The organism is Zhongshania aliphaticivorans (genome assembly GCF_902705875.1).
Taxonomy (GTDB): domain Bacteria; phylum Pseudomonadota; class Gammaproteobacteria; order Pseudomonadales; family Spongiibacteraceae; genus Spongiibacter; species Spongiibacter aliphaticivorans_A.
In genome coordinates this window covers 359,375-368,874 of sequence record NZ_CACSIK010000002.1, presented here as the reverse complement: position 1 = coordinate 368,874, position 9,500 = coordinate 359,375, and the positions used below count along the sequence as shown (strand labels likewise).

The 9,500-nt window shown below is 47.8% G+C and carries 6 protein-coding genes; all 6 read right to left on the bottom strand.

Annotated elements, in window-relative coordinates; translation table 11 throughout:
* On the bottom strand, positions 1-2,477 hold a 2,477-nt coding region (locus tag AELLOGFF_RS15145), incomplete at its 3' end, for a retention module-containing protein (protein WP_159269751.1).
* Between the two features lie 137 nt (positions 2,478-2,614).
* Positions 2,615-3,232, bottom strand: coding sequence for a helix-turn-helix transcriptional regulator (locus tag AELLOGFF_RS18110; protein ID WP_159269750.1), 618 nt, complete (start codon positions 3,230-3,232; stop codon positions 2,615-2,617).
* Positions 3,233-4,591: an HlyD family type I secretion periplasmic adaptor subunit gene (locus tag AELLOGFF_RS15135; protein ID WP_159269749.1), complete on the bottom strand. Its 1,359-nt coding sequence runs from the start codon at positions 4,589-4,591 to the stop codon at positions 3,233-3,235.
* Positions 4,592-4,603: 12 nt separating this feature from the next.
* A complete protein-coding gene (locus AELLOGFF_RS15130; protein WP_159269748.1) occupies positions 4,604-6,751 on the bottom strand; it encodes a type I secretion system permease/ATPase in 2,148 nt (715 codons plus the stop codon).
* On the bottom strand, positions 6,748-8,670 hold the full coding sequence (locus AELLOGFF_RS15125) for a LapD/MoxY N-terminal periplasmic domain-containing protein (protein WP_159269747.1): 1,923 nt from the start codon (positions 8,668-8,670) through the stop codon (positions 6,748-6,750). The genes AELLOGFF_RS15130 and AELLOGFF_RS15125 overlap by 4 nt, the downstream gene beginning before the upstream one ends.
* On the bottom strand, positions 8,667-9,359 hold the full coding sequence (locus tag AELLOGFF_RS15120) for a transglutaminase-like cysteine peptidase (RefSeq protein WP_200842746.1): 693 nt from the start codon (positions 9,357-9,359) through the stop codon (positions 8,667-8,669). The genes AELLOGFF_RS15125 and AELLOGFF_RS15120 overlap by 4 nt, the downstream gene beginning before the upstream one ends.
* Positions 9,360-9,500 lie beyond the last annotated feature (141 nt).

The following is a 9,500-nucleotide window of genomic DNA, read 5'->3' as shown; positions in this document are numbered from 1 at the left end:
ACCGTGCCCGTCACATCGATATTGCCGCCCGCTTCCGACGCATTCACAACGTCATCCGCCGTGATGTCGTCAATTGAAACTGTTGCTGCAGACGAACTATCAACTGTGAACGGACGCGTAGCATTAGCCGTGAAGCTATTACCGGCCTCGTCGGTGCCTGTCACTGAAGCAGTAACACTGCCATCAGCCAATGTGCCAACCGCTGCCGCAGGTAGCGTGACGCTGTAGGTCGTGCCATCAGCATTCACAGTGCTGCTGTAGGTCGCGCCACCGATAGTGACTGCAACGACATCACCTGCCGCGGCATCGCCTGAAACGCTGCCGCTAATCTCGAGGTCGGAACCAGATTCGATGGCATTGATGATGTCATCACCAGCAATGGTGTCAATCGTGACACCCGCTGAAGCAGCATCATCAACGGTAAAGGGACGTGTCGCATTAGCCGTGAAGCTATTACCGGCCTCGTCGGTGCCTGTCACTGAAGCAGTAACACTGCCATCAGCCAATGTGCCGACATCTGCTGCGGGTACCGTGACGCTGTAGGTCGTGCCATCAGCATTCACAGTACTGTTGTAAGTCGTGCCACCGATAGTGACTGCAACGACATCACCTGCCGTGGCATCGCCTGAAACGCTACCGCTAATCTCGAGGTCGGAACCAGATTCGATGGCATTGATAATGTCATCGCCAGCAATAGTGTCGATCGTAACACTCGCTGAAGTTGCATCATTAACGGTAAAGGGACGCGTGGCATTAGCCGTGAAGCTATTACCGGCCTCGTCGGTGCCTGTCACTGAAGCAGTAACACTGCCATCAGCCAATGTGCCAACCGCTGCCGCAGGTACCGTGACGCTGTAGGTCGTACCATCAGCATTCACGGTGCTGTTGTAGGTGGTGCCACCGATAGTGACTGCAACGACATCACCAGCGGCTGCATCGCCTAAAACGCTGCCGCTAATCTCGAGATCAGAACCAGACTCGATGGCATTGACGATGTCATCGCCAGCAATGGTGTTGATCGTGACACTCGCTGAAGCTGCATCATCAACGGTAAAGGGGCGTGTGGCATTAGCCGTGAAGCTATTACCGACCTCGTCGGTGCCTGTCACTGAAGCAGTAATATTGCCATCAGCCAATGCGCCGACATCTGCTGCAGGTACCGTGACGCTGTAGAACGTGCCATCAGCATTCACAGTACTGTTGTAGGTGGTGCCACCAATAGTGACTGTAACGGTATCACCTACCGTGGCATCGCCTGAGACGCTACCGCTAATCTCGAGGTCGGAACCAGACTCAGTGGCATTGATGATGTCATCCGTCGCCACTGGGTCAACGGTAATAGCTGCCGTAGCCTCGGTATCAACGGTGAAAGGACGACTCGTCGTAGCCTCAAAAGGGTTACCGGCAGAATCGGTGCCCGACACACTGCCAATAGCCACTCCATCGTTCAAGTTAGCGACTGCGGCGGCAGGCACGGTTACGGAATAACGGCCATCAAGCACTGTCGTTACATAAAAGACGTCACCAATTTGAAGAGTAACCGTATCGCCATCCGCAACATCACCACTAACGCTACCACCAACCTCAAGTTCACGACCGGCCTCGCTGGCATTGATAATGTCATCGCTAGTTATTGGGTCCAGTGTAATGGTTGCTGTGGCATCAATGTCTACGCCATAAGTTGAAGTGGTTGTGGCTGTATACGGATTACCTAAGGTATCGCTACCGGTCACTATTGCATCAAAACTAGTACCTGCCGCAAGATCGGCACCAGATACGGGAATACTAAAGGTATTGTCGGCTTGTACCGTGGTGGAGTAGTCAGTGCCATTAATGGTAACGCTAACCGTATCACCGGGAACCGCATCTCCACCCACGGAGCCAGTAATATCGACGATAGCTGCCGCTTCCTCGGCATTCACCACATCATCAGCAGTGACAGGGTCGACAATGATGGTCGCATTTACAGTAGGAAGGTTATCCTCGACAGGGTTAAGCAAAAGGTCATCAGCGTTAGAGAAATTATCAAGCTGGTCGGTACTATCGTTCCGCTCAAAAGGAAGTAGTCGAGTATCGACAAGGCCTTCACGGCCATCACGCTGGAAATCAGCCGATTGTTGCAAACCGTCATTGCCGTCTTGCCCTTCCAAGCCTGCCGCCGTCGGTTCAAAATCTGCCAAATCCACGCCGTCGATGATCGCTTGCTGCAATGCCAGCACTTGGTCTACTTGTGCGTCATCATAGCTGCCACTATCAAAAGAAACCGTTTCATCCAGCATGACCGCAGCATCAGCGATAACATGCAGCTGGTTGCCATTGTAGAATGACACAAGAACCAAAGAGTTTAGGCCGGTGACAACTAACTCACCCTCGCGGACCGTATCACCCAGGCTGGCGACGCGTGTAACGCCATCTGTGCCACGAATGGTGACATCACCGGTTAACTCTGCGATAAATCCGACTGCTTTGCTTAACATAACGAAATCCTTGAACGTGATCCTACTAGCGTAGCAACTCATTCAAGTTTCAGCATTGCACTCAGGTACAGTATTATGAAAAAAGATGGCTAAAATGCGGATTTTGCCATTAAAAGGAGATTGGAAAACGAGAAAAGCTAGTGAATGCCGTTTTGTTGCAAATAGATCAACAAGGCCACGCGGTCTTTCACTTGTAATTTTTCGTATATATTCGATAAATGAGCTTTTACGGTTCGCACCGTAATATTAAAGTCTACTGCAACTTCTTTATTGCTCTTGCCCTCTGCGACCCGCAACGCCACTTGACGCTCACGGTCTGTTAAAGCATCAAACAATGGACTCAAAGGCTGGTCGGAAGCCATGTTTTTACGAGCCAAGTTAAATATCTCTGTCAGCATCACTGGCGGATACCAACTAGCCCCATTATCTAACAAAGCAAAGAGCTGACGAAAATGGTCGCTCGCCATATAGCTATTACAATAAGCTAAAGCACCACCTTGGGTATAACCGAGCAACGCCGTAGCACTGGGTATATCGTCAGCAATGGCAAGCCGCCGATCACCCGAAGAGGCCGTTTTTAGAAAGGCCGCAACTGCCTCTGGCGAGAAGGAACTTGCATGAATAATATCGATACAAGGGCTCGCATCTGATGCTGGCCCAAGAAGAGTATCTTGATATACCACCGGACGCCCCGTCACCGCCAAGCCAATATGCTGGGAGAATGCGTTTGACCGAGAATACACACAAATTGTCATCTAATTTTCCGTTAAGGCCTTTTGCATGCCACGATTAATTGGCTTCAGCAGGTAAGTAAGTATGCTCTTTTTACCGGTAACAATATCAGCCTCACTGGTCATACCCACTTTAATTGGCATTAATCCCGTCTGCGTACCCATATAGGGCTGCGATGGCTTTACTCGTACAATATAAAAACTTACGCCATTTTCATCTGTGATAGTGTCCGCACTCACAAAAGTTACTTTGCCGGACAGACTCCCATTAATAGCAAAGTCGTACGCCGAAAACTTAAGCCTAGATTCTTGATCAACTTGAATTAAAGCAATATCGGCGGGTTTAATTTTCACCTCAACTAGCAGTGCATCACCTATCGGAACAATCTCAAGTACTTGATCACCCGGCTTAACAACGCCACCAATGGAGTTAGCGTGTAAGCGCATAACCACGCCCTTCACTGGCGAACGAAGTGTTGTTCTTCTCACCCGGTCACCCAAGGCAGCCTGGGTCTGCTCAATACGGGAAATTTCAGCTAAGACCTCATTTAATTCACGCTTAGCCTCATTGCGGAAATCAAAACCAATTTGCCCTAACTTCCCCTTTGCCTCTTCAATAGATGCCCTGAGGCGCGAAATAGAAATTTTAGCAATCTCTAGCTCACCCTCTAGCTCAGCCTCACGCTGGCGTAACTGCAAGAAATCAATCTCACTAATAATTCGTTCATCCACCAAGGGCTTTTTAATTTTAATTTCTTCGCGAACCAAGCCCAGTGCACGGCTCAACTGCCGCACCTTGGACTGCGCCTCTTCCAAACCGCGTTGCGCTTGCTTTACTTGCTGCTCATAGATACCCAAGGTCTCTATAAACTGCTGTTTATTACTATCATATAAGCTGCGCTCAGACTCAAGAACCTCAGGCATAAGATCCGAACCATCATCAACGGCCTGAAACTCTTTACCCACTTTAAATTCTTCATCGTAAGCTTCTGCTCGTAGACGAATACTACGAGCAAGCAATTCGTAATACTTAAGTCGGTTTTCTTCAAAAGAGCTAGAAAAAGCCACATCACTCAATTTAAGTAAGGGCTGATTCGCTTCTACCAACGCCCCTTCACGAACTAAAATCTCGGCAACCACGCCCCCTTCAAGGCTTTGTACCTGTTGCACTTGACGGGCAGGAATAACCTTACCAGAACCACGAACAACAACATCGACCTTGGCCAAGGCCATCCAGACTAACGTGACAAAAAACAGCCCCGCAATAACCCCCAGCACAACCATCAAATGCTTGGGAGAACGCTGAATAACCGCAGCCGACAAGCTGCGCATATAGGCTAAATCACTATCCGCATGTGACTTTTTAATTTGATGTTTCGGCATGATAGCGCTCGCTTATTTCCCTAATTTCTTAAGTGCCGCAACAACTTGGGCTTTGGGACCATCTAAAAGAACCCGCCCATCTTCTACCACAATTAAGCGCTCAACTAACTCTAACATCACGGCCTTATGGGTAATCAATAATAAGGTCTTATCTCGTGTGTGCTCAAACAGCTGCTTGCGAATAGCAAACTCTGTCGAGTTATCCATATTACTTGTTGGCTCATCCAGTACCAGAATTGGCTCATCAAGCAACATGGCACGACCGAGCGCGATGGCCTGCCGCTGCCCGCCAGACAAGCAGGCACCTTGCTCACCAACTTGGGTATCAAACCCAGAAGGCAGCTTGTTAACAAATTGATCAACACCACATAGGCGAGCCGTTTTAAGCAACTGCGCATCATCAACTTGTGGATCTCGATAAATCAGGTTGTCTCGAATCGTGCCACGCATAAGCTGAATATCTTGTGACAGGTACCCTATGTGCTGGCGCAAATCAGCAGGATCGATCTGGTTACTATTAATGCCATCTATTGAGATAGAGCCACCGGATGGTTCATATAAACCAATTAACAATCTAGCTAAGCTACTTTTCCCAGAGCCAACTTTGCCAATAATGCCGACATGTTCGCCGGGCTGTATTTCAAAAGATATATCCGACAATGATGCCTGAGCTGCTTCGGGATAAGAGAACGACACATTTTTAAATTCAATGTGCCCATCAAATCGGGGCCGGCGAACATATTGTTTATTTTCAGGACGCTCAACTGGCATATTCATAATTTCATCCAGTGAAGCAAAAGCCGCGCGAGTTTGCTGGTATTGCGATATTAACGTTGCCACTTGGCCAACCGGTGCGACTGCCCGCGAGGACAACATAACCAATGCAATCAGACCACCTAGCGACAGATCTTGATCACCAATGCGGTAAACCCCGAAGATAATAATTGCGACGGTGTTCACCTGCATCAGGAATTGGGTCACCACTGCAACAGAGTTGGACAGCAGACGGCTTCGCATTGATTTATGAGCAATGGCTCCAGACGACTCTTCCCATACCCACTGGGAATGGCTAGCTGTACCCAAAGCTTTTATAGTTTGAATAGAATGAAGACTTTCAATGAGATGAGCATTTTTATTTGATGAGGCTTCAAAGGTTGCTTCAATGCTCTCTCTAAGCGGCTTGGTAACATAAAAGCTGTACAACAACTGCAGCACTATAATGGCGATTGGCACCACCACAATAGGCCCACCAATATAGGCCACCAAGATAAGCAACAAAATAGTAAACGGCAAATCAACAAGCGTACTTAAGGTTGAGGCCGTGAAAAACGCGCGAATACTTTCAAACTCTCTTAAATTATTCGCAAACGCGCCAACACTTCGCGGCCACTGCGACATTTTAAGATTGAGCACTTGCTCGAACAAAATCGACGACATAATGATGTCGCTTTTTTTGCCGCCCACCTCGATAAAATACGCCCTTAAAAACTTTAAGCCCATATCAAACAGGTGCACCACGAGAATACCTAAAGCCAGAACCCACAAGGTCTCTAAGGCATCATTAGGCACCACCCTATCGTAGATATTCATGGTAAACAGCGGCATTGCTATAACAAAAAAGTTAATAACAACTGACGCGACAATAATACTGACAAAGACATCTTTAGAGCGTTTTAGCGTGCCCCAAAACCAATGTCCCCGCTTTACATTTAACGTTTTTCGAGTTGCCGACTCCTGTTTGAATACTTTCTTGAGCAGAAACGCAAACCCCATATAGGAGGCATTCAGTTTTTCTAAATCGACCCACTCAGCACCATCGTCTACATCTGGGTAAATCACCCGAGCGCGGCGCCCCCCGTGATCGATACTCTCAAGAATACAGGCATCCCGATTTTCCAGTACCAAAATACAGGGCAGCAGCAAATCTGAGACTTCAGACAAATCACGCTTAATCAAGCGTGACGCAAAGCCCGCTCGCTTAGCGACCCGCTGAAACATACCTCGAGAGCGCTCAATAGAGAAAAGTTCAGGACCTCGCTCACCGGGCTCAACAGGCAAGCCCGACACCAAGGCATCAGCAGAAACAGGGCGGTTGTATAAACGAGAAAAGATAACTAGGCAATTAAGCAAAGGGTCGTAAGCGCGCTCTATTTGAGTCATACAATCTTCTCTGGCCTTCCTAGCAAATTACCTTGAACACCATCAACACCCAATGTTGATACATGCTCAAGCAAGGATTGATCTTGTATACCAACCGCAATAAGTCGAATATTTAATGTTCGCGTTAAATTACGGAGCGCTTTATAGCCATCAGGCGTCTCATCGGTACTAAAGTCTTCTAAAGTACGTGCACTCACTTTGACATAACTAGGGCTAAAGGTCATGAGCGCATCCATTGGCATACTTAATACAAGCTGATCTATACCAAATACCTGCCCAAAATCTTTAACCAAGGCTGCCACCTTATGACACTGGTTAGGGTAATTGTGCATGGTTTCATGTGAGACCTCAACGCATAGCGAACCGGGTGCCTTGTTTAATAAGTGTAAGATGTCCTTCAGTTCCCCCATCGCACCTTCATTTTGAATAAATAGGTCCGATAAATTCAACGCCAGTGGTCCTGAAAAGCCACCCACAGCAAGGGTTTTAAGCAGCCTATTTACTTCTCGATAAATTGGCAGCGACAAATTCAACTCCTGCGCCATGGGCAAGAAAACACCCGCAGGCACCATTCCCCCCTGCTGATCAACAAGTCGTACCAGCACCTCCTTGTGAAGTATTCGCTGATTTGAGTCATATACCGGCTGCGCTACAAGGAACAGCAAGCCTCCATCAAGGGCTCGTTGAATCCATCCCCGCCACTGTGTTTTACCCTGTGGCAGCGCTAAATGCGCCACCTCAGAAAAGCAATACTGGTAAGGCCCAGCCGCAAGCGCCTGAACCACTAATAAATCCAGCTCCGACAACAACTCACTCGCTACACAACCACTGTGTAAAGCAACAACACCTGCCACCAAATGGGCTGGCTCACCGAATCCCGATTGCTGAGACTCTACTTGAGCAAAGATATCATCAAGTATTGCCACGGCCCCTTCTTTATCTGTCGTGAGAAGCAGGGCAAACTCATCTTGATTGATTCGTGCAACTTTATCTTGTGAGCGCTCGCCAAGGGTATGGGTAAACACCTGAGCAACGCTCTGCAATATATTATCAGCCTCTTCGTAGCCCTGCTGACTACGCAATGCGGCCAATCCAGCCACTTTAACAATCACTATATAGCCATTAAAAGCCGCCGTTTCTGATACTAATCGATCTAATTCCGTCAACAAAAATCGACGGTTTCGCAAACCGGTTAACTCATCGCGGTACAACAAGGTCTCATAGCGCGACAACACATCTTGCTGCTCTTCAAAACTCGTTTTCGCATTGAGCGACACCCTGTTCATGGCCTCCACCACTCGGCGAAACTCCCGCGTTTTAGGTAGCACTGTTTGCTGAATAAATTCATTTCTTTGAATTGCGTTTGCCTGCAAATACACGCTTTTAAGAGGCCGCAGCAATACATGAAGCACCCACCACAAAACGATGAGCACCCCAGAAAAAATAATGGCAAACCATTTCAGCATAGCAACTAGACGTGCGTACAAGCTCGCATAGGCAAACCCTGGATGTAGACTCAATTCCAATTCGCCTCTCGGCGCCCAGCCCTGCATCAATCCTGCTGTGCCAATAGCGGTATCTAGAGGGACCAACTGTAAAAACCAATCGGGAACGCCGCGTGTAGAAAGTGGCCTTACTTTTTCGTAAAACGTGCTTCCGTCATTAGCCATCAACCTAATCCGACTGTAATACCCGCTATCAAAGACCGCATTAACCAAGGCTTCAATTGCCGCTAGATCATCAATTTTATTGGCGCTGGAAATCGCTACCGCAAGAACCGTCGCGGTATCTTGCGCCGTGGTATGTAACTGCCCACGCATAAAGCGACTGGATTGCTGGAAGTTATTTACACTAACCAGCACCAACAGCATGATGAACCCTGTAGATACTAATAAGGCAATTTTTTTATACATAGTCATTGAACAGGACTCTCTCGCAAATTCGTTAATAGCTCAGTCCACTTGCTGTTTTTAATCTGGTCGGCCGGCAACTGTCGTCCCAGGCCGGCTGTCAAATCAGTCAAAAAAAACGATCGAGCATTAAAACTATAGACGGGCAGCAGATCACTGCGTTGGTTAGCGGGTAAAATACGAGCATCGTAATTATCTAAAACGAGCGGAATACTATTGGGGGTTTCAAAGTAGGTCAGCACCATATGGGCGACATTCAACTTAACAGCACTAACATAGGTTAAAAACAATTTGCTTTCACTAATACCCACCTCACGCAAAGCAAAATATTTTGCAATAACAAAATCTTCACAGTCTCCCTGACGCATGCCAATAAATTCTTCTGGTGTAGACCAGTAATCGGCTTCACGCCACAAAGTAGCGTCATCAACGTAGGCAAACTGATTAAAAAATTGATTTATTTCAAATAATTTTTGCTGATCGGTGGCATCTGCTAAAGAAGCCAACAACTGCTTTAGCTCAACGCCACGCCGCCTAGCCTCATCACCATAATCCTGTTGCAGCCTTAAAAGCTGGCTTTCACCCACCATTGACTGCGAGAAAACCGGTACCGCCAACAAAAGCAATGAAACAAGACCGTAAGCAAAGACAGGCAATGGAGATCGGCGCCGGCCAATATCGACCCAAGCAGCACTCACCAATCTACACCGAGGTAAACGCAGAGCAATTTTGCGCAGAAGTTATGCTGTAAGGTGCAAAATAAAGCGTACAACATCCCTCCTTGTAGAATGGCAAGGCGGCACCTGTGGCCCCTCGCCAATTCTCACTCTGGCTTATTC